General features: G+C 67.6%; 21 protein-coding genes and 1 pseudogene. 15 read left to right on the top strand and 7 right to left on the bottom strand.

The annotated features are described in order from the left end of the window. The first annotated feature begins 2 nt into the window (after positions 1 to 2). From ABQE93_RS15375 to ABQE93_RS15330, 10 genes are all read left to right on the top strand, one after another. Positions 3 to 491 (top strand): hydrogenase maturation protease, encoded by a 489-nt coding sequence (locus ABQE93_RS15375; RefSeq protein ID WP_448408691.1) that lies wholly within the window; start codon positions 3 to 5, stop codon positions 489 to 491. A gap of 3 nt (positions 492 to 494) precedes the next feature. After that, positions 495 to 749: a HypC/HybG/HupF family hydrogenase formation chaperone gene (locus tag ABQE93_RS15370; RefSeq protein WP_448408133.1), complete on the top strand. Its 255-nt coding sequence runs from the start codon at positions 495 to 497 to the stop codon at positions 747 to 749. Continuing rightward, positions 746 to 3,022 carry a carbamoyltransferase HypF gene (hypF, locus tag ABQE93_RS15365; RefSeq protein ID WP_448408135.1) on the top strand — a complete coding sequence of 759 codons (2,277 nt, stop codon included), beginning with the start codon at positions 746 to 748 and terminating at the stop codon, positions 3,020 to 3,022. Before ABQE93_RS15370 ends, hypF begins: the two co-directional genes overlap by 4 nt. Beyond that, positions 3,019 to 3,738, top strand: a complete 720-nt coding sequence (locus ABQE93_RS15360) for a DUF6390 family protein (protein ID WP_448408137.1) — start codon at positions 3,019 to 3,021, stop codon at positions 3,736 to 3,738. Before hypF ends, ABQE93_RS15360 begins: the two co-directional genes overlap by 4 nt. Next, a complete protein-coding gene (locus ABQE93_RS15355) occupies positions 3,735 to 4,484 on the top strand; it encodes a HypC/HybG/HupF family hydrogenase formation chaperone (RefSeq protein ID WP_448408139.1) in 750 nt (249 codons plus the stop codon). Before ABQE93_RS15360 ends, ABQE93_RS15355 begins: the two co-directional genes overlap by 4 nt. Further along, positions 4,481 to 5,155, top strand: a complete 675-nt coding sequence (locus ABQE93_RS15350; protein ID WP_448408141.1) for a D-sedoheptulose-7-phosphate isomerase — start codon at positions 4,481 to 4,483, stop codon at positions 5,153 to 5,155. Before ABQE93_RS15355 ends, ABQE93_RS15350 begins: the two co-directional genes overlap by 4 nt. Next, positions 5,152 to 6,258 (top strand): hydrogenase expression/formation protein HypE, encoded by a 1,107-nt coding sequence (hypE, locus tag ABQE93_RS15345; protein ID WP_448408143.1) that lies wholly within the window; start codon positions 5,152 to 5,154, stop codon positions 6,256 to 6,258. The genes ABQE93_RS15350 and hypE overlap by 4 nt, the downstream gene beginning before the upstream one ends. A 13-nt stretch (positions 6,259 to 6,271) precedes the next feature. After that, a complete protein-coding gene (locus ABQE93_RS15340) occupies positions 6,272 to 6,544 on the top strand; it encodes a HypC/HybG/HupF family hydrogenase formation chaperone (RefSeq protein WP_448408144.1) in 273 nt (90 codons plus the stop codon). 10 nt (positions 6,545 to 6,554) lie between these two features. Then, positions 6,555 to 7,682, top strand: coding sequence for a hydrogenase formation protein HypD (gene hypD / locus ABQE93_RS15335; RefSeq protein ID WP_448408145.1), 1,128 nt, complete (start codon positions 6,555 to 6,557; stop codon positions 7,680 to 7,682). A 62-nt stretch (positions 7,683 to 7,744) separates the two neighbouring features. Continuing rightward, the gene (locus ABQE93_RS15330; protein WP_448408147.1) at positions 7,745 to 8,188 is read left to right on the top strand and encodes a hypothetical protein; all 444 of its coding nucleotides are present in this window, start codon (positions 7,745 to 7,747) and stop codon (positions 8,186 to 8,188) included. Between the two features lie 81 nt (positions 8,189 to 8,269). Here ABQE93_RS15330 and ABQE93_RS15325 read toward each other — a convergent pair whose 3' ends face one another. Next, a complete protein-coding gene (locus ABQE93_RS15325; RefSeq protein ID WP_448408149.1) occupies positions 8,270 to 8,464 on the bottom strand; it encodes a DUF3046 domain-containing protein in 195 nt (64 codons plus the stop codon). A gap of 9 nt (positions 8,465 to 8,473) precedes the next feature. After that, positions 8,474 to 9,637, bottom strand: coding sequence for a glycosyltransferase (locus ABQE93_RS15320; protein WP_448408151.1), 1,164 nt, complete (start codon positions 9,635 to 9,637; stop codon positions 8,474 to 8,476). Between the two features lie 42 nt (positions 9,638 to 9,679). Here ABQE93_RS15320 and ABQE93_RS15315 point away from each other — a divergent pair, with 42 nt between their 5' ends. Further along, positions 9,680 to 10,120: a limonene-1,2-epoxide hydrolase family protein gene (locus ABQE93_RS15315; RefSeq protein ID WP_448408153.1), complete on the top strand. Its 441-nt coding sequence runs from the start codon at positions 9,680 to 9,682 to the stop codon at positions 10,118 to 10,120. 28 nt (positions 10,121 to 10,148) lie between these two features. Beyond that, entirely contained in the window at positions 10,149 to 10,562 is a 414-nt protein-coding gene (locus ABQE93_RS15310; protein ID WP_448408154.1) for a DUF5313 domain-containing protein, read from the top strand. A 4-nt stretch (positions 10,563 to 10,566) separates the two neighbouring features. On the opposite strand, the gene pspM is transcribed toward ABQE93_RS15310, so the two are convergent. From pspM to pgsA, 4 genes are all read right to left on the bottom strand, one after another. Beyond that, positions 10,567 to 11,385 carry a phage shock envelope stress response protein PspM gene (gene pspM / locus ABQE93_RS15305; protein ID WP_448408156.1) on the bottom strand — a complete coding sequence of 273 codons (819 nt, stop codon included), beginning with the start codon at positions 11,383 to 11,385 and terminating at the stop codon, positions 10,567 to 10,569. 17 nt (positions 11,386 to 11,402) lie between these two features. Then, a complete protein-coding gene (gene pspA, locus ABQE93_RS15300; RefSeq protein ID WP_448391026.1) occupies positions 11,403 to 12,215 on the bottom strand; it encodes a phage shock protein PspA in 813 nt (270 codons plus the stop codon). A 108-nt stretch (positions 12,216 to 12,323) separates the two neighbouring features. Then, on the bottom strand, positions 12,324 to 12,650 hold the full coding sequence (gene clgR, locus ABQE93_RS15295) for a transcriptional regulator ClgR (protein WP_448408158.1): 327 nt from the start codon (positions 12,648 to 12,650) through the stop codon (positions 12,324 to 12,326). A gap of 100 nt (positions 12,651 to 12,750) precedes the next feature. Next, entirely contained in the window at positions 12,751 to 13,338 is a 588-nt protein-coding gene (gene pgsA, locus ABQE93_RS15290) for a CDP-diacylglycerol--glycerol-3-phosphate 3-phosphatidyltransferase (RefSeq protein WP_448408160.1), read from the bottom strand. A gap of 68 nt (positions 13,339 to 13,406) precedes the next feature. On the opposite strand from pgsA, the gene ABQE93_RS15285 reads away from it, so the two are divergent. Further along, positions 13,407 to 13,922 (top strand): amino-acid N-acetyltransferase, encoded by a 516-nt coding sequence (locus tag ABQE93_RS15285; RefSeq protein ID WP_448408693.1) that lies wholly within the window; start codon positions 13,407 to 13,409, stop codon positions 13,920 to 13,922. 36 nt (positions 13,923 to 13,958) lie between these two features. On the opposite strand, the pseudogene ABQE93_RS15280 reads toward ABQE93_RS15285, so the two are convergent. Continuing rightward, positions 13,959 to 16,496, bottom strand: a pseudogene (locus ABQE93_RS15280) (DNA translocase FtsK); the annotation flags it as partial. 158 nt (positions 16,497 to 16,654) lie between these two features. Here ABQE93_RS15280 and ABQE93_RS15275 point away from each other — a divergent pair. Continuing rightward, complete coding sequence (locus tag ABQE93_RS15275) at positions 16,655 to 16,969, top strand: putative quinol monooxygenase (protein ID WP_448408162.1); 315 nt, start codon at positions 16,655 to 16,657, stop codon at positions 16,967 to 16,969. After that, positions 16,969 to 17,781, top strand: a complete 813-nt coding sequence (locus tag ABQE93_RS15270; protein WP_448408164.1) for a mycofactocin-coupled SDR family oxidoreductase — start codon at positions 16,969 to 16,971, stop codon at positions 17,779 to 17,781. Before ABQE93_RS15275 ends, ABQE93_RS15270 begins: the two co-directional genes overlap by 1 nt. Positions 17,782 to 17,801 lie beyond the last annotated feature (20 nt).

Genomic DNA, 17,801 nt, shown 5'->3' with positions numbered 1-17,801 from the left:
TCATCACGTCTCAGATTCTGGTAGCGGGCATCGGCAACATCTTTCTCGGCGACGATGGTTTCGGCTCCGAGGTGATCCGCCGCGTGCACAACACGCTCGAAGCCCCGCGGGTGCGGGTCATCGATTACGGGATCCGCGGCGTGCACCTGGCCTATGACCTGCTGGACGGCGTTGAGGCGCTGGTGCTCGTCGATGCCGTACCGAACCAGGGTGCACCGGGAACGTTGCATGTTTTCGAATCCGATCACGAAACCCCCACCGCTGAACCGGGTCTGGACGGACACGCGATGGATCCGCAGGCGGTGTTCGCGAACTTGGTGTCGCTGGGCGGCACGCCGCCGCACACGGTGGTGATCGGTTGTGAGGTCGCCGACGTCAACGAGGGCATCGGCCTGTCCGGCGCCGTGGCGGGCGCCGTTCCCGACGCGGTGCAAGCGGTCGCCGACGTGGTCGCCGACCTGTTGGCGCGGTCGACGGTGAAGGGGGGCTGAACCATGTGCCTGGGGATACCGGGACAGGTGGTGCGCATGCTCGACGGGTACGGCGACCAACTGGCCCTCGTCGATGTCGCCGGTGAGCAGCGCAAGGTCAACGTCGGCATGCTCCCGGAGGAAACCTTTGCCGCCGGCGACTGGGTGATCATCCACATGGGATTCGTCGTGGACAAAACCGACAAAGCCGGTGCCGACGCGGCGATGTCGGGTCTTGAACTCATGGGCCGCGGTCAAGGCGTCGAGGACCCGCCATGACCAGCAGGGTGCGGTTGCGGGTTGACGTAGGCGGCGTCGTACAAGGCGTGGGGTTTCGGCCCTTCGTCTACTCGTGCGCAGCCGCGTTCGGACTTTCGGGCTGTGTGCGCAACGACAGCGCCGGTGCCGTCGTCGAAGTCGAGGGCGACGCCGGTGACGTCGAAAGCTTCCTCAGCCGACTGCGCGGTAATCCACCGCCGCTGGCGGTGATCGAATCCCTCACCGCCCAGCGAATTCCACTGGTCGGCGGCACCGGGTTCGTCATCGCCGACACCGCGCGCACCGACGGCGGGCGCACCCTGACCTCACCTGATGTCGCGATGTGCACGCAATGCGCCACCGAACAGGCCGATCCCTGCGACCGACGCTACCGGCACGCGTTCATCAACTGCACCAACTGTGGTCCCCGCTTCACGATCATCGGCTCGCTACCGTACGACCGCACATCCACCACGATGGCCGCGTTCGAGATGTGTCCCGAATGCGCCCGCGAATACCACGATCCCGGCGACCGAAGGTTCCACGCCCAACCGATCTGCTGTCCGAACTGCGGACCCACGCTGACCTATCGGGACGGGTCCGCCAACTCATCGACGGGCGAAGCTGCTCTCCAGCACGCGCGAGCGTTGCTGCGTGACGGCGGCGTGCTGGCAGTCAAGGGCATCGGCGGCTACCACCTCGCCTGCGACGCGGGCAACGCCCGCGCTGTGTCCGCGCTGCGGTCGCGGAAACGTCGCGGCGACAAGCCGTTCGCGGTGATGGTGCCGGACCTCGCCGCCGCCCGCGACATCGCCGAGGTCGACGACGCGTCGGCGCGACTGCTGTCAGGTCCGCAGCGTCCGATCGTGCTGGTACCTCGACGGTCCGACGCTCCCGTGGCCGACGCCGTTGCCCCACACAACCCGGACCTGGGCGTCCTGCTGGCCTATGCGCCGTTGCACCCGTTGTTGTTCGGCCTGCCCGGCGACCCCCGGGGCCCGGCCGTTATGGTCATGACCTCGGGCAACCTGGCCGGCGAGCCGATCTGTTTCGCCGACGACGATGCGCTCGACCGACTTTCGTACCTCGCCGACGGTTGGCTGACCCACGACCGCGCGATCCTGGTGCCGTGCGATGACTCCGTCATGCGGGCCGTTGCCGGTGTCGAGTTGCCAATCCGCCGGTCCCGCGGCTATGCCCCGCTGCCGATCGCATTGCCGGTGCCGGTGCCGCCGACCCTGGCCGTCGGCGCCGACCTGAAGAACACCATGGCGGTCGCCGACGGGAAGTACGCGTGGTTGAGCCAGTACATCGGCGACATGGACGATCTGGCGACATTGTCGGCGTTCGACTCGGCCCGGCAGCATCTGCAAGCGCTCACCGCGGTTTCACCGCAGCTGCTGGTCGCCGACGCCCATCCGCAGTACCGCTCGACCGGATGGGCGCACCGCAACGCCGCCGACCGGCCGGTGCGCACGGTCCAGCACCACCACGCCCATATCGCGGCCGTGATGGCCGAACATGGTCTTGACAACTCGGCGCAGGTACTCGGGTTCGCTTTCGACGGAACGGGTTACGGCGCCGACGGCGCGGTGTGGGGCGGCGAGGTACTTCTGGCCGGCTACAAGGGCTTCCAGCGGCTGGCGCACCTCAAGTATGTGCCGATGGCCGGCGGCGATATCAGCGTGCTGCGGCCGTACCGGATGGCGCTTTCGCACCTGTGGGCCGCAGGCATACCGTGGGATGCCGACCTGGCGCCGATCGCCGCCTGTCCGCCCGACGAACGAAAAGTGCTGATGCGTCAACTCGACACCGGCTTCGGCTGTGTACCGACATCGAGCATGGGACGCCTGTTCGACGCGGTGTCAGCGCTGGCCGGGGTGCGCCAGGTGGTCGCCTACGAGGCGCAAGCAGCGATCGAGCTGGAAGGCCTGTCCCGCGAGGGCGGCGGCGACACAGGCGCTTACGCGTTCACGCTGCATGACGATGTGATCGATCCGGCGCCGGTGCTTCGGGCGGTGATCGCCGATCGGCGCGCCGGGGTGGCGACCGGCATCATCGGCGCCCGGTTCCACCGCGCCGTCGCGCAGCTGATCGGCCGAATCGCATGCGCGGAGTCGGAGATCTCGTCGACGGTTGCGCTGTCGGGCGGGGTGTTCCAGAACGCGACGCTGCTGAAGTTTGCCCTGCAGGAATTGCGCGACAACGGTTTCGGGGCCATCACCCATCACCGTGTGCCGCCGAACGACGGCGGCATCGCCCTGGGTCAGTTGCTGGTGGGGAATTCCGGATGAGTGCGTTGACGACGGGCCAGACACTGTTCGGGCGGTACGCCTACCCGCCGAACGAACTGGGCTATTGCGGTCCCAGCGACGGTGGCGGTACTTCTGGGCTCGCCGCGCACGTCCCCGAGTTCGACGGGGCTTGGCCGTACCTGCAGGCCATCGCCGAAGTGCTCGGCTCCGACGCGCTGAACGAGCAGGTGATCGACAGCTACTGGGTCGGCGGCCCGGCGCTTGGCCAGGTGGATCCCGACGCACTGCTCGCCCGGCTACGCTCGGCGTTCACCGGCCAGGTCACCGGACTGCTCGACCTGGTTCCACCCCGATCGGATGTGTTGGCACATCACAGCTTCCACGTGTTCGTGGTCTATCCGTGGGTGCGCTTCCTCGGCCGCGACCCCACCACCGCCGTGCACGTCATGCAGAGTTGCCGCATCCGCTGGGGAACCGTCGAATCCGTCGACGATCAGCGCGCGGTGATCTCGTCGAGCCCACTGCTATTCGATGACGGCACGCTGCTGCTCGGCGCGCCGTCGAGCGAGACCCTGCACTGGACGAAGGGCGACGTATCCCTGACCTCCGCGCCGACACCGGGATCCGTCGTCTCGGCGCACTGGGACTGGGTGTGCGCAACCCTGACCGACGCCGAGTGCGCTGCGCTCGAAGCTGCCACCCGCACCACGCTGGGGCTCGTCAATTCGCTTACCAGGCAGGGAGTTCTGACGTGACCACCGCCACACGACCTGGTGGATCCTACATCGATGCCGCACTGTCCGCCGATCTGGCCGCAGCCGCGCTGGCGATGGCGCGACGGTTTCACCATGGCGCCACCCTCTGGGTCGTCTCACCGCAGTGGGAACCGCACGCACACCACGTCGCCGTCGAGTTCGTCCATCCGGTGATCATGGGCAAGCGCGCGCTGCCATCGGTCGCACTCGTCGAACCCGATCCGGTGGCGCAAGCGCGGGTGGCCAGTCAACCCGGCGACCTGCTGATCGCGGTCGCGTCCGCCGACGAACCTGCCGTCGTCGACGCCATGCGTCGCGCACCCGCCTGGGGTGTGCTTACCCTGTGGATCGGTTCCGGACCGCGTCCGTCAGCCGGCGCAGCAGATCACATCCTGTGGATCGACTCCGAGGATCCGATGCTGCCGGCCACCGGAACGTTCGTGTTGATCTATCACCTGCTCTGGGAGCTCACCCACGTCTGCTTCGAGCATTCCGGGCTGCTGACATCCGCGGTAGCCGAGTGCACCGACGACGTCTGCATCACCTGCAGCGATCAAGGCCGGGTTGCCGAGGTACTCCTCGAACCCACTGCCGCAACCGATCAGGCACTCGTACGCACGGCCGAAGGCGAGGAATGGATAGACGTCACGCTACTCGGTGGCGTCGCCCCCAACGACCTCGTGCTCGTGCACGCCGGCGCGGCCATATCGCGCCTCGACGACATCGACGAGGAGGTGAACCGATGACAGGCGCGGAAAGCACCGGATTCCTGTATCCCTTCATCGAATCCGAGGAGACCGACGCGGCAAGCCTGCTCGACGATCTGGCCGCCTCCGCGCGTGGTAAGGCCGCCGAAAGCGCCCGGCTGCAACGCGAATCGTCGGAGGAGTACCACGATGCGCTGAAGTCGGCAGGCATCGAGATGGCTGATCGGTTTCGCCGCGGCGGACGGCTCTACACATTCGGAAACGGCGGCAGCTCCACCGACGCCGCGACGCTGGCATCGTTGTTCAGCCGTCCCGCCCGCGGACGCCCGGTGCCGGCGTGGTCGCTAGCCGCCGACAACGCCGTGGTCACCGCGCTGGGCAACGACGTCGGGTTCGAGCTGATCTTCAAACGCCAGATCATCGCCCACGCCCGCGACCGCGACATCGCGATCGCGTTGTCCACATCGGGTAATTCCGAGGACCTGATGACCGCCATCACCGAGGCCAAGCAGCGGGGTCTACTCACGGTCGGGTTCTCCGGACACGACGGCGGCTGGATGGCCAGTGCCGAAGATCTCGACCACTGCTTCACCGTGCATTCCCAGAGCATTCACCGCATCCAGGAAAGCCACGCCATGCTCGGGTACCGACTCTGGTCGGTCGCCCAAGACCACATGGCCCGTCCCCGTAACGGAGTGCACACACGATGACTGGAACAGTCGACGGCGCGCGTAGCGCTGCGCAGCGCGAAGACCGGGTGCTCGAACGCATCGACAGACACCGCCAGCGCCGGCCACGCCTGCTCGATGACGTGGTGACGCTCGCCCATGGCGCAGGCGGCAAGTCGTCAGCGGCGTTGGTCGACGCGGTATTCCTGGAGGCGTTCCGCAACGACGAACTCGAACGACTCGGTGACGCTGCCGCACTGTGTACGCCAACGGGTGAGCGGTTGGCGTTCTCCACCGATTCGTACGTCGTTTCGCCGCGGCACTTTCCGGGCGGATCGATCGGTCACGTCGCGGTGCACGGAACAATCAACGACCTCGCCGTGTCGGGAGCACGGCCGCAATGGCTGTCGGCGGCCTTCGTCATCGAAGAGGGCTTCGGAATCGCCGAACTGCGCAGGATCGTCGCTGACATGAGCGAAGCGGCAGCCAACGCCGGCGTCGCGATCGTCACCGGCGACACCAAGGTGGTCAACAAGGGCGCCGCCGACGGCGTCTACATCTGTACCTCGGGTGTGGGTGTGATACCAGCGGGCAGAAAGCTTTCCGGCGACCTCGTCCAACCCGGCGACAAGGTGTTGTTGTCCGGGACCATCGGCGAGCACGGCATGGCGGTCATGTTGGCGCGCGGCGATCTGGCGATCGACGCCGACATCGCCTCCGACACCGCACCCGTGCACGAACTGGTGGAAGCGCTATTGGCGGCGGCGCCTTCGACGCGGTGGATGCGAGACCCCACCCGCGGCGGCGTCGGCACGGTGGCCAACGAACTGGTCAAGGACCACCCGTTCGCACTGGTCCTCGACGAGGACAGGATCCCCGTCGCGCCGCAAGTGCTCGGCGCATGCGACATGCTCGGCATCGACCCGTTGTATGTGGCCAACGAAGGCAAGTTCGTCGCCGTCGTCCCGGCCGACGAAGCCGAAGCGGCCGTATCCGCGCTGCGCACGCACCCTCACGGCTCCGACGCTGCCGTCGTCGGCGAGATCGTTTCCGAGCCGCCCGGAATTGTGGCGCTGCGAACGTCTTTCGGTGGCAGTCGGATCGTCGACATGCTCGTCGGTGATCCGCTGCCTCGAATCTGTTGAGAGGAGACCGACGATGTGTCTTGGCATTCCGGGGCAGGTGGTCGACATCGTCGACGCCGAACAGTCCCTGGCCAAGGTCGACGTCAACGGTGTGCGCCGCAACATCAGCGTGCGGCTGCTCGCCGACGACAACCTGCAAGTGGGTGACTGGGTGTTGGTACACGTCGGGTTCGCGATGGCCAAGATCGACGAACGCGAGGCCGCGATGACCCTTGATCAGGTGCAGAAGATGGGCACCGACTACGTGAACGAAATCGAAGCGTTCAACGCATCCGAGATCGCTTGAGAGGTCTGATATGAAGTTCGTCGACGAGTTCCGAGACCCGGCAGCCGCGCGGGTATTGGTCAAAGCGATCACCGAACTCGCCGGTGATGACGAGTTCAAGTTCATGGAGGTGTGCGGCGGCCACACCCACACCATCTACCGGCACGGCATAGAGCATCTGTTGCCCGAGTCCGTCGAACTGGTGCACGGCCCGGGATGTCCGGTGTGCGTCATCCCGATGGGCCGGATCGACGACGCGATGTGGCTGGCCGAACAGCCCGGCATCATCTTCACCACCTTCGGCGACATGATGCGCGTGCCCGGATCCAACGGCACCCTGATCGCCGCCAAGGCCCGTGGTGCCGACGTGCGGTTCGTCTACTCACCGCTCGACGCGCTCAAGGTGGCCATCGACAACCCTGACCGGCGCGTGGTGTTCTTCGCCGTCGGCTTCGAAACCACCGCACCGTCGACGGCCGTGACGCTGGTGCGCGCACGCACGTTGGGGGTGAAGAACTTCCATGTGTTCTGCAACCACGTCACGATCGTCCCGCCGATCAAGGCCATCCTCGAATCCCCCGATCTGCGGCTGTCGGGGTTCCTCGGGCCGGGCCACGTGTCGACGGTGGTCGGTTTGCGCCCGTATCGCTTCGTACCCGACGTGTACGGCAAGCCGATCGTGGTGGCTGGGTTCGAACCGCTCGACATCCTCGCGTCGGTTCACATGTTGCTGCAGCAGATCCGGGACGACCGTTGCGAGGTCGAGAACCAGTACACCCGGGTGGTACGCCCCGAAGGCAACACCCAGGCGTTGAAGCTCATGGCGCAGACGTTCGAACTGCGTCCACACTTCGAATGGCGCGGTCTGGGATTCATATCGCACAGCGCGCTCAAGATTCACCATGACTACGCGCAATTCGATGCCGAGGCCATGTTCGAGATGCCCGGCGTGCGGGTCGCCGACCCCAAGGCGTGCCAGTGCGGTGAGGTACTCAAAGGCGTCATCAAACCATGGGAGTGCAAGGTATTCGGCACCGCGTGCACACCGGAAACGCCGATCGGCACGTGCATGGTCTCGGCCGAGGGCGCCTGCGCGGCGTACTACAACTTTGGGCGGTTGCACCGGGAAACCGCGCTAGTACTCGGGCAGCGCGGCTAGTGATGGGCACCGATCGAGAACGTCGCCGCAGCCCATGCGGCGAAGGTGAGGAGTAAATAGCCATGACAGAGCCGGAAGAAAAGGGATCGCGAGACACCGGTTCGGACGTGCCGTCCGGAGGGCCGGCGGATCGGCCGTCGGGTGAATACCAGGGTGACGAGTCCGTCCCCGCGTACGGCAGCGGCGAGAAGCCCGACTTCGAAACGGGCTTCACCACCGAACCCCCGCGCGATGTCGAGTCGGAGGTGCCACCGTACGAGGGCCGTAAGGCGTCGGCCGACACCGACGACCGGACTCAGGCTTTAGGGGCCAGATCGGGCGGCGCGAGCGCGCCGACAAGCGACCCCGACTACAAATCGCCGGCACCCGGCCAGACCGCGGGCGGAGCCACTGTGTCACCGGCGGAAGAGCAAGCGGCGTCGCAGACATCCGAGCGTGACAGCGACGACGACCGGGCGGGTCCGGCTCACGTGTCAGGCGTGGGTCGCGCCGAAGACAAGCAGTAGACGCTTCTGAGCCGAATGTGCGGTTTCATCCGCAACACGCCGAGGCACGCGTATGAATCCGCACACTCGCGGCTGTCCCGGTCACCACTGATCGCGCGGCACGTCGAAGTCCGCGCACAGCGCGCGCCAGACGTCGCGCGGGTCGACGCCGTCCTCGATGGCCTGCGCCCCAGTGCGACCGCCCAACCCGCTCAGCACGTGGTCGACGACGATCGACGCGCCGCGCACGGGGCCGAACTGCCCCTCGACGAGTTCGTGGAATTCGGTCAAACGCACCACTCAAACTTACGTCAGCGCGTTATGGCACACACGTACCGGATCCTCGACGTCGGCCACCGACGCGCCGGCCCGGCGCGCGGCGTCGCGGTAACGCGGCGCCGACAACACCTCACCCACCGCCGACGCCAGCCCGTCCGCGGTCAACGGGCGCACCAGCTGTCCACTACCTTGGCGCACAACGCGATTGGCGATCTCCCACTGATCACCACCACCGGGCACCACCACCAGCGGCACCCCGGCCAGCAGTGCCTTGGACACCAGGCCGTGCCCGCCGCCGCACACCACCACGTCGGCGTGGGCCAGCAGGTCATCCTGGCGGCCCAGGCCGACGGCCGCCCACGGCGGCACCGGTACGTCGGGACCGGACAGCCGCGACACCACCAGCCGGGAACCCTCGGGGAGCGTCTGTCCCGGCCTCAACGCCTCCAGCGCCACCTGTGCCAGCCCGCCGGTCCCCGTCGTCGCCGTCGACGGGGCGACCACCACCACCGGACCCGCACCAGGCGGCACCGTCAGCACCGAGGACGTCGGCTCGAAGTGCAGCGGCCCGACCACCACGGCCTCGGCAGGCCAGTCGGGGCGTGGCACCTCCAGCGCGGGCAGCGTCGCGATCAGCCGCCGCAGGGGTCCCGGATCGGTTGGTGGCAAACCGATTTCGGCGCGGGCCGCCGCGCGCTGTCGCAGCCCTTCGCGCCACGACCGGGCGCTCAGCGCGCGCATCACCGCGTCACGCAGCCGGCCCCGCATCCCGACCCCCGGCGCCAGCCCGCTGCCCACCGGCGGCAGCCCCTTCGACGGCCGGTACAGCGGGTGCGGGTTCAACTCGATCCACGGCAGACCCAGCAGTTCGGCGCAGAACGCGCCGGCGACCGTGATCGCGTCCGACACCACCAGGTCCGGGGCCAGCGCGCGCAGCTGCGGCGCGTTCTGCACGGCCATGCGGGCCGCGCGCTGGTTGATCTTGGCGCCGGCGTCGGTGTCGTCGTCGAGATCGGTCGCGTCGAGCCCGAGGAGTTCGACGGCCTCCACCCCGACAGCGCGGGCGGTGTCCAGCCATTCCTTGCCGGTCACCAGCGTCGGCGCATCCCCGGCGTCCACAAACCGAAGGCACAGCGCGAGCGCCGGAAAGGCGTGCCCGGGATCGGGTCCGGCAACTATCGCGACGCGCATTGGCCTACCGTGCCACAGGTCCGGCGCACTAGGCTGGCTGCCATGACCGACCAGGTTGCCGCACTGAGACCCGACCTCGACAACGTGCGCACGGTGGAGACGTTCCTCTACGCGCTACAGGACGAGGACTTCGACACCGTCGACAGATCGCTCGCCGACGGGATCGAGTGGCAGAACGTCGGATTGCCGACCATCCGCGGTCGGCAACGGATCGTGAACATGATGCGGCGCGGTCAGGGCCGCGCCGGCTTCGAGGTCAAGATCCACCGCATCGCCGGCGAAGGCAGCGCGGTGCTGACCGAGCGCACCGACGCGCTGGTGTTCGGCCCGCTCCGGATCCAGTTCTGGGTGTGCGGCACGTTCGAGGTGCACGGCGGGCGCATCACCTTGTGGCGCGATTACTTCGACACGCTGGACTTCCTCAAGGGCACGGTGCGCGGTCTGGTCGCCACGGTGTTCCCGTCGCTGCGGGCGGGAATGTAACCACGGGTCGGTAACATTGGTAGTCAATATGACCACCGAAACACGCACCCGGCCCAACCTGTGGGAGTACATCGGGTACAGCTACGGGCGGCGCCTACCCGACTCGATGCGCGACTGGGTGCGAAACGACCTGGCCGGCGAGGGCGCGACGCGCCGAATGATGATCCGCGTCTTCATCCCCGCCTTCATCGTGGTGGCGCCGTTCTGGTTCATCCCGACGACGCTGGACGTGCACCTGACGATGACGTTGCCGATCCTGATCCCGTTCGTCTACTTCTCGCACGCCCTCAACAAGGTGTGGCGCCGGCACATGCTGGCCAAACACGGCCTGGACCCCGCCCTGGTCGACGAGATCTCACGCCGCAAGAAGGCGCACGTCCACCAGGCCTACATCGACCGCTTTGGTCCCCGCTCGGGCCCGCCGAGTTCACACGACATCTAAGCGATTACGCGCCGCGCAGCTGACCCAACTCGTCGAACGCCTGCGCCCATCCGGACAGCCGGTCCGTGGCATTGGACAGCTGCTCGCGGTAGCGCTGCTGCGACATCGGCGAGCGCGACATCGGCCCGGCGTTGACCGCGGAAACCAGTTGCGCTGCGGCGTCGACCATTTCGTCGTACTGTCGCGCGCCCTGGTGAAGTTGGGCGGTGTAGGCGTTGATGGTCGGCGCCAGGTGCACCCGCGACTGCGGCGCCGATCGGACCGCGCGCTCCATCGACACCACCTCGGTGGCGGTCGCCGCCATCGTCGCGGCCGTCTGGTGGGCCGCGGCGGTCAGTTCGCGCAGTTCCTCGGGCGGCAGCATCCGGCCTCGCTCCATGACGCCCAGCAGCGAGAACAGTCCCCGCTCTGAGGACGCCAGCGCGGCCATGGGTTGCCGCGCCGCCGAACCCCACGGCGGCAGCCGGCGCGCGGCGCGGGAGCGTTGCGGCGGCAATGGCTCGCGTCGTAGCCATCGATACCGCAGGAACGTCAGGGTCGCCAGGAACGCCGCACCGGCAGCGATGGGAATCGGGATGAACAGCACCCACGCCGGGGTGCTCCAGGACGCCACCACCGCGGTGACCGCGATCCAGAACACCGACGACACGGCGAAGAACAGCGCCAGCCGCAGCGCCCAGCGCCGCTTCCGCAACAGCTTGGCGCGCGGATCGGATGCGGCGTTGAGCTTCTCGGCCAGCACGTCGGACCACTCGGCGGCGGTGTCGACCCCACGCTGCAGCAACGACCGCCAGGCCTCTGGTCGACTCGAGCGTGGGTTCATCGTGCTTCCAAACGAATCTATTGGGACAGCGGGTTTTCCGGTGCCGCCTGCTGGTCGGTGGCCGGCTTGGCCGGAGCGGGCGTCGCGGTGCCACCGGCGGGCAGCTGCTCGCCGCGCATCGAGGCCCGGATCTGCTCCAGCCGGGAATGGCCGGCCATCTGCACGCTGGCCTGCTGCACTTCGAGCATCCGGCCCTGCACCGAGTTCTGGGCCAGCTCGGCCGAACCCATGGCGTTGGCGTAGCGGCGCTCGATCTTCTGCCGCACCTCGTCGAGGCTCGGCGTGGCGCCCGGCGCGGCGAGCTCGCTCATCGACTGCAGCGACGCGCTGACCTGCTCCTGCATCTTGGCCTGCTCGAGCTGGGAGAGCAGCTTGGTGCGTTCGCCGATCTTCTGCTGCAGCATCATCGCGTTCTGCTCGACGGCCTTCTTGGCCTGACCAGCTGCCTGAAGCGCCTGGTCGTGCAGGCCCTTGAGGTCTTCGACGCTCTGCTCGGCGGTCACCAGCTGCGCGGCGAACGCCTCGGCGGCGTTGTTGTACTCGGTGGCCTTGGCGGCGTCACCGGCCTCGGTGGCCTGATCGGCCAGGGTCAAGGCCTGACGGACGTTGACCTGCAGCTTTTCGATATCGGCGAGCTGGCGGTTGAGCCGCATCTCCAGCTGCCGCTGATTACCGATGACCTGGGCGGCCTGCTGGGTCAACGTCTGGTGCTGACGCTGCGCCTCCTCGATGGCCTGCTGAATCTGCACCTTCGGGTCGGCGTACTCGTCGACCTTGGAGCTGAACAGCGCCATCAGGTAGCGCCACGCCTTGACGAACGGATTGGCCATGGATCATTCCGCCTTCGTGTCTGTGGTTTTCTCGGACTCGCCGGCGCCCGGGGTCACCGTCCTGCCCAATCTATCGGTTCGGCACCGGTCGCCACACCCAGAACCGGCTCAGGCCACCGCCATCGACACGACCTGGGGAATGACGACTTTGGTGCTGGCGTCGATGTTGGCCGCGCCCGCACCGGTGAACGCGGCGTGCTCCTCGCGCTCCATCTCCTCGCCGGCGTGCGACAGCACCCGCGACAACGGGACGTCCAGGGCCCCGCAGATGGCGTTGAGCAGCTCACTGGAGGCTTCCTTGCGGCCGCGTTCCACCTCGGACAGATAGCCGAGGCTGACGCGCGCGGAGTCGGACACTTCGCGCAGCGTGCGACCCTGCTCGATCCGGGCACGACGCAGCACGTCGCCGATCACCTCGCGCAGCAATGCCGTCATCGTGCTCTCCTTACGAAGTCGGGTCGAGGGGTTCATATATGCCAACGCTGCGCAGCACGGGGATGGTTCCCGGATCGCGCAGATCAACTGCAAAAGGCGGTCAGGCCCGGGCCCGGGAATCCCTGGCCGCCGAGATGACGTAGTCGACGCCGGTGAGCACGGTCAACACGATCGCGGCCCACATGACCACCCACGCGCCGGCCAGCCAGGCGCCCGAAAGCGGCAGGATGAACAGGCCGATCGCCACGGCCTGCACCAAAGTCTTGAGTTTGCCGCCGCGGCTGGCCGGGATGACGCCGTGGCGCAGCACCGCGAACCGCAGCACGGTGATGCCGATCTCGCGCGCCAGGATCACCACGGTGATCCACCACGGCAGATCACCGAGCACCGATAGCCCGATCAGCGCGGCGCCGATCAGCGCCTTGTCGGCGATCGGATCGGCGAGCGTGCCGAACTCGGTGACCATGCCGTAGCTGCGCGCCAACGCGCCGTCGAACCGGTCGGTGATCACCGCTACCGCGAATACCACGAATGCGGCTATCCGCCAGAACGTTTCATGGCCGTCGGCGACGAACAGAAAAGCCACGAACACCGGAACCAACGCCATCCGCACGCCGGTGAGCATGTTTGCGATGTTCGCCACCCGGGCGCGCGGAACCAGCGGATCAGTATGAGGTTGGCCCGGCACCGCCACAGAATATCGGTTGCTCAAACCGATACCCTCCACGTGTGAGCGCAGATCCCGATCGGGTCGTCGTGCGGCGAGCGCGGACCTCGGACGTGCCCGCGATCAAAGGGTTGGTGGACATCTACGCCGGCAAGATCCTGCTGGAGAAGAACCTGGTGAACCTCTACGAGGCGGTCCAGGAGTTCTGGGTGGCCGAGTTGGACGGCGAGCTGATCGGCTGCGGGGCGCTGCACGTGTTGTGGTCCGACCTCGGCGAGGTGCGCACCGTGGCGGTGCATCCAAAAGTGCGCAGTCGCGGCATCGGGCATGCGATCGTCGACCAGCTGCTGGCAGTGGCCGAGGAACTGCGCCTGGAGCGCATCTTCGTGCTCACCTTCGAGGTGGAGTTCTTCACCGCGCACGGGTTCGTCGAGATCGACGGCACACCGGTGACCGCGGAGGTCTACGAAGAGATGTGCCGCTCCTATGACACCGGTGTCGCGGAGTTCCTCGACCTGTCCTTCGTCAAGCCCAACATCCTGGGCAACACCCGCATGCTCCTCACCCTCGCCGAACGGGACAGCCGGGCGCCAAAGCCCGAATGAAATCCGCCATTTCGTCGATCTCGGCGCCAGCTGGGGTCACTCGGCGTCCTCGTCCTCTTCGTCACCGCCGTCGCCGGTGCCGCGGATCGACGCCAGCGTGGCCGCCAGCTCGTCGGGTTTGACCAGTACCTCGCGGGCCTTGGAGCCTTCGCTGGGGCCTACGATGTTGCGGGTCTCCATCAGGTCCATCAACCGGCCGGCCTTGGCGAAGCCGACCCGCAGCTTGCGCTGCAACATCGACGTCGAGCCGAACTGGCTGGACACCACCAGCTCCACGGCCTGCAGGAAGACATCCATATCGTCGCCGATGTCGGGGTCGACGTCGGTGCGTTCGCTGGTGGTCTTCGCGGTGGTGACGCCCTCGGTGTATTCGGGCTCGGCCTGGGCCTTGGTGGCCTCGACGACGGCGTGGATCTCGTCGTCGGTGATGAACGCGCCCTGCAGCCGGATCGGCTTGTTGGCGCCCATCGGCAGAAACAGCCCGTCGCCCATGCCGATCAGCTTTTCGGCGCCCTGCTGGTCGAGGATCACCCGGCTGTCGGTCAGCGACGACGTCGCGAACGCCAACCGGGACGGCACGTTGGTCTTGATCAGGCCGGTGACCACGTCGACCGAGGGCCGCTGGGTGGCCAGCACGAGGTGGATCCCCGCCGCGCGGGCCTTCTGTGTGATGCGCACGATCGCGTCTTCGACGTCGCGCGGTGCGGTCATCATCAGGTCGGCCAATTCGTCGACGATCGCCACCACATACGGGTAGGGCTTGTACTCGCGCTGGCTGCCCAGCGGCGTGGTGATCTCTCCGGAGCGCACCTTCTTGTTGAAGTCGTCGATGTGACGCACCTTCGAGGCCTGCATGTCCTGGTAGCGCTGCTCCATCTCCTCGACCAGCCACGCCAGCGCCGCGGCGGCCTTCTTCGGCTGCGTGATGATCGGCGTGATCAGGTGCGGAATGCCTTCGTAGGGGGTGAGTTCCACCATCTTCGGGTCGATCAGGATCATCCTGACCTCTTCCGGGGTGGCCCGCGCGAGCAGCGAGATCAGCATCGAGTTGACGAAGCTGGACTTACCCGAGCCGGTCGAGCCGGCCACCAGCAGGTGCGGCATCTTCGCGAGGTTCGCCGAAATGTATTCGCCCTCAATGTCTTTACCGAGCCCGATCACCAACGGGTGGTGGTCGCCGCGGGTGGACGGATCGGTCAGCACGTCGGCGAGGCGCACCATCTCCCGGTCGGTGTTGGGTACCTCGATACCCACCGCCGACTTGCCGGGGATCGGCGCCAGCATCCGCACGCTCTCGGTGGCCACCGCATAGGCGATATTGCGGTGCAGCGCAGTGATTTTCTCGACCTTGACGCCCGGGCCCAACTCGACCTCGTAGCGGGTGACGGTCGGGCCGCGGGTGCAGCCGGTGACCGAGGCGTTGACCTTGAACTGCTGAAGGACCTCGTTGATGGCGTCGACCATCCGGTCGTTGGCCGCGCTACGCAGCTTGGGCGGGTCGCCCACGATGAGCAGGTCCAGCGGGGGCAGCGTGTAGGGACCCTCGACCACGCGGTCCAGTGACAGCGCCTGCTTCTTGGTGGGCTTCTTCTTCCGCGGCCGCACGGTGGGCTCCGGAACGGTGGGGGCCTCGTCGTCGATCGGGTAGTTGTCCATCGGCGAGCCCGTCGGCCACGCCTGCGCCCCGTCGTCGCCGTAGCCGGCCGGGTCGTCGTAGTAGCCGTCGGAGAAATCATCGGGCTGCGCGGCGACGGCATCGTCCTCGTCGGCGTAGTCCTCGTCGTCGTGCTCACCACCGAAGCCGCGCGTGGAGAACATCATCTGCAGCGTCGACGGCACCTCACGGATCGTCGTCCCGGTGACCAGCAGCACACCGAAGAGCACCCCCATGAACAGCAGCGGCGCCGCGATCCACGGGGTGAGCCCATCAGAGAGCGGACCACCGATCGCGAACCCGGAGAACCCGGCGGCGTGCTGGCGGGCGGCCGGATCGGCGGGCGAGCCGGCCCACAGATGCCACAGGCCCAGAGCCGGCAGCGCGATCATCGCCGCGCCGAGCACCAGACGCGGCCGGGCGTCGGGATCGGGTTCGGTGCGCATCAGCACCAGCGCCACCGCGACCAGCACGATCGGCAGCAGCACCACCGCGGAACCGATGAGCACCCGCAGGAAGGTGTCGATCCACTCCCCGACCGGCCGGGCCGCGTCGAACCAGGAACTCGCGACGATCACCACCGCGATGCCCAGCAGCGCCAGCGCGATGCCGTCGCGGCGGTGTCCCGGTTCGAGGTCGCGGGCGCGTCCCACCGAACGGGCCGTCGACCCCGCGCCCTTGGCGAGCATCAGCCAGCCTGCCCGCATGCCGCGGCCCACGGTGGCGCCGGCGGTGGCCACCGGCGACGGGTGCCGCCGCGGCGCCGGCTTGCGCCGTGGCGCCGAGCGCGACCCGCCCCGTGAACCGGCCTTTGACCTGTTCGAACGGGTTCCAGAACGCGCCACGGTCTTGCTAGCCATGCCTGCCAGCCTAGTCGCAACAGCCCCAGAAACAACATCTGCCACACTGGTCACAGATAGGTATCGCTTCGGTTCCAAGCACGCATATCGCGCCGAAGCACATTTTCCCTGCGTATGGCCGTTATCGTCCCGCAGCAGGTCTAGGTCGACGTGGGGTGAGCGGCGCGCAGTAGGCTGTGCACTCGTCCAGCAGGCACTCATCGAGGAGCTCATCGCCCATGCCGATCGTCGTCGTCGCAACCATGACCGCCAAGCCGGAGTCCGTGGACACCGTGCGGGCGGCCTGCCAGAAGGCCGTCGAGGCGGTGCACCAGGAGCCCGGCTGCGAGCTGTATGCGCTGCACGAGGCCGACGGCACGTTCGTGTTCGTCGAACAGTGGGCCGATGCCGACGCCCTGCAGACGCACAGCGCCGCGCCCGCGGTCGCGACCCTGTTCGGCACGGTCGGTGAGCACCTGGACGGTGCGCCGGACATCAAGATGCTGCAACCGGTGGTCGCCGGTGATCCGAGCAAGGGTCAGCTCCGCAGCTGATGGGCGGCCTCGACGGCAAGGTTGCGTTCATCACGGGCGCCGCGCGCGGCCAGGGCCGCGCGGAGGCGGTCAGGCTGGCCTTCGATGGCGCCGACATCATCGCGGTCGACATCTGCGAACAGATCGCGTCGGTGCCCTATCCGTTGGCCAACCCTGACGATCTCGCGGCGACGGTCAAGCTGGTCGAAGACACCGGGGCGCGAATCGTGGCCCGCCAGGCCGACGTTCGCGATCAGGGCGCACTGGCCTCGGCGCTGCAGGCCGGAATCGATGAGCTCGGACGGCTCGACATCGTCATCGCCAACGCCGGCATCGCGCCTATGCAGTCCGGCGCCGACGGCTGGCGCGACGTCATCGACGTCAACCTCACCGGCGTGCACCACACCGTCGAGGTCGCGATCCCGACGTTGGTGCAGCAGGGCCAGGGCGGCTCGATCGTGCTCACCAGTTCGGTGGCCGGGTTGATCGGCGTCGGCAGCGACGACGCCGGCGCCATCGGGTACGTCGCCGCCAAGCACGGGATCGTCGGTTTGATGCGCATCTACGCCAATCTGCTTGCCCAGCACAGCATCCGGGTCAACTCCATTCATCCGGCCGGCGTGGACACCCCGATGATCAACAACGACGCCACGCGGCAGTGGCTGGGCAGCATCGAGGAGAAGTCACCGCAGGACATGGGCAACGCGTTGCCGGTCCAGGTGCTCTCAGCCGAGGACATCGCCGACGCGGTGGCCTGGTTGGTGTCCGACGGTGCGCGCTACGTGACCGGGGTGGCGCTGCCGGTGGACGCCGGATCGGTCAACAAGCGCTGAGATCGCCTGCCGCGCATCGC

The organism is Mycolicibacterium sp. XJ662 (assembly GCF_053484035.1).
The sequence above is the reverse complement of the archived record's forward strand: the minus strand, read 5'-3'. Positions and strand labels throughout refer to the sequence as shown.

What these genes read in the sequence shown, in the direction of transcription:
- ABQE93_RS15275 (WP_448408162.1), top strand. Translation starts at nt 16,655, where the DNA reads ATGCCGATCGTCGTCGTCGCAACCATGACCGCCAAGCCGGAGTCCGTG.
- hypD (WP_448408145.1), top strand. Translation starts at nt 6,555, where the DNA reads ATGAAGTTCGTCGACGAGTTCCGAGACCCGGCAGCCGCGCGGGTATTG.
- pspA (WP_448391026.1), bottom strand. Translation starts at nt 12,215, where the DNA reads ATGGCCAATCCGTTCGTCAAGGCGTGGCGCTACCTGATGGCGCTGTTC.
- pspM (WP_448408156.1), bottom strand. Translation starts at nt 11,385, where the DNA reads ATGAACCCACGCTCGAGTCGACCAGAGGCCTGGCGGTCGTTGCTGCAG.
- ABQE93_RS15330 (WP_448408147.1), top strand. Translation starts at nt 7,745, where the DNA reads ATGACAGAGCCGGAAGAAAAGGGATCGCGAGACACCGGTTCGGACGTG.
- clgR (WP_448408158.1), bottom strand. Translation starts at nt 12,650, where the DNA reads ATGACGGCATTGCTGCGCGAGGTGATCGGCGACGTGCTGCGTCGTGCC.
- ABQE93_RS15360 (WP_448408137.1), top strand. Translation starts at nt 3,019, where the DNA reads ATGAGTGCGTTGACGACGGGCCAGACACTGTTCGGGCGGTACGCCTAC.
- ABQE93_RS15270 (WP_448408164.1), top strand. Translation starts at nt 16,969, where the DNA reads ATGGGCGGCCTCGACGGCAAGGTTGCGTTCATCACGGGCGCCGCGCGC.
- ABQE93_RS15320 (WP_448408151.1), bottom strand. Translation starts at nt 9,637, where the DNA reads ATGCGCGTCGCGATAGTTGCCGGACCCGATCCCGGGCACGCCTTTCCG.
- ABQE93_RS15370 (WP_448408133.1), top strand. Translation starts at nt 495, where the DNA reads ATGTGCCTGGGGATACCGGGACAGGTGGTGCGCATGCTCGACGGGTAC.
- hypE (WP_448408143.1), top strand. Translation starts at nt 5,152, where the DNA reads ATGACTGGAACAGTCGACGGCGCGCGTAGCGCTGCGCAGCGCGAAGAC.
- ABQE93_RS15315 (WP_448408153.1), top strand. Translation starts at nt 9,680, where the DNA reads ATGACCGACCAGGTTGCCGCACTGAGACCCGACCTCGACAACGTGCGC.
- ABQE93_RS15310 (WP_448408154.1), top strand. Translation starts at nt 10,149, where the DNA reads ATGACCACCGAAACACGCACCCGGCCCAACCTGTGGGAGTACATCGGG.
- hypF (WP_448408135.1), top strand. Translation starts at nt 746, where the DNA reads ATGACCAGCAGGGTGCGGTTGCGGGTTGACGTAGGCGGCGTCGTACAA.
- ABQE93_RS15350 (WP_448408141.1), top strand. Translation starts at nt 4,481, where the DNA reads ATGACAGGCGCGGAAAGCACCGGATTCCTGTATCCCTTCATCGAATCC.
- ABQE93_RS15340 (WP_448408144.1), top strand. Translation starts at nt 6,272, where the DNA reads ATGTGTCTTGGCATTCCGGGGCAGGTGGTCGACATCGTCGACGCCGAA.